Here is a 610-nt window from a genome sequence, read left to right on the forward strand (position 1 = left end):
AAAGGTACTCCGGGGATAACAGGCTGATACCGCCCAAGAGTTCATATCGACGGCGGTGTTTGGCACCTCGATGTCGGCTCATCACATCCTGGGGCTGAAGTAGGTCCCAAGGGTATGGCTGTTCGCCATTTAAAGTGGTACGCGAGCTGGGTTTAGAACGTCGTGAGACAGTTCGGTCCCTATCTGCCGTGGGCGCTGGAGAACTGAGGGGGGCTGCTCCTAGTACGAGAGGACCGGAGTGGACGCATCACTGGTGTTCGGGTTGTCATGCCAATGGCACTGCCCGGTAGCTAAATGCGGAAGAGATAAGTGCTGAAAGCATCTAAGCACGAAACTTGCCCCGAGATGAGTTCTCCCTGACTCCTTGAGAGTCCTGAAGGAACGTTGAAGACGACGACGTTGATAGGCCGGGTGTGTAAGCGCAGCGATGCGTTGAGCTAACCGGTACTAATGAACCGTGAGGCTTAACCTTACAACGCCGAAGGTGTTTTGGCGGATGAGAGAAGATTTTCAGCCTGATACAGATTAAATCGACATGTCGGAATAAGACGTGTTGATAAACAGAATTTGCCTGGCGGCCGTAGCGCGGTGGTCCCACCTGACCCCATGC

The 610-nt window shown here is 53.9% G+C and carries 1 rRNA gene; it reads left to right on the plus strand.

The annotated features are described in order from the left end of the window. Nucleotides 1-472 (plus strand): 23S ribosomal RNA (locus tag EQY_RS0103975); the annotation flags it as partial. Nucleotides 473-610: the final 138 nt, after the last annotated feature.

Source organism: Escherichia sp. TW14182 (genome assembly GCF_000208525.1).
GTDB lineage: Bacteria > Pseudomonadota > Gammaproteobacteria > Enterobacterales > Enterobacteriaceae > Escherichia > Escherichia ruysiae.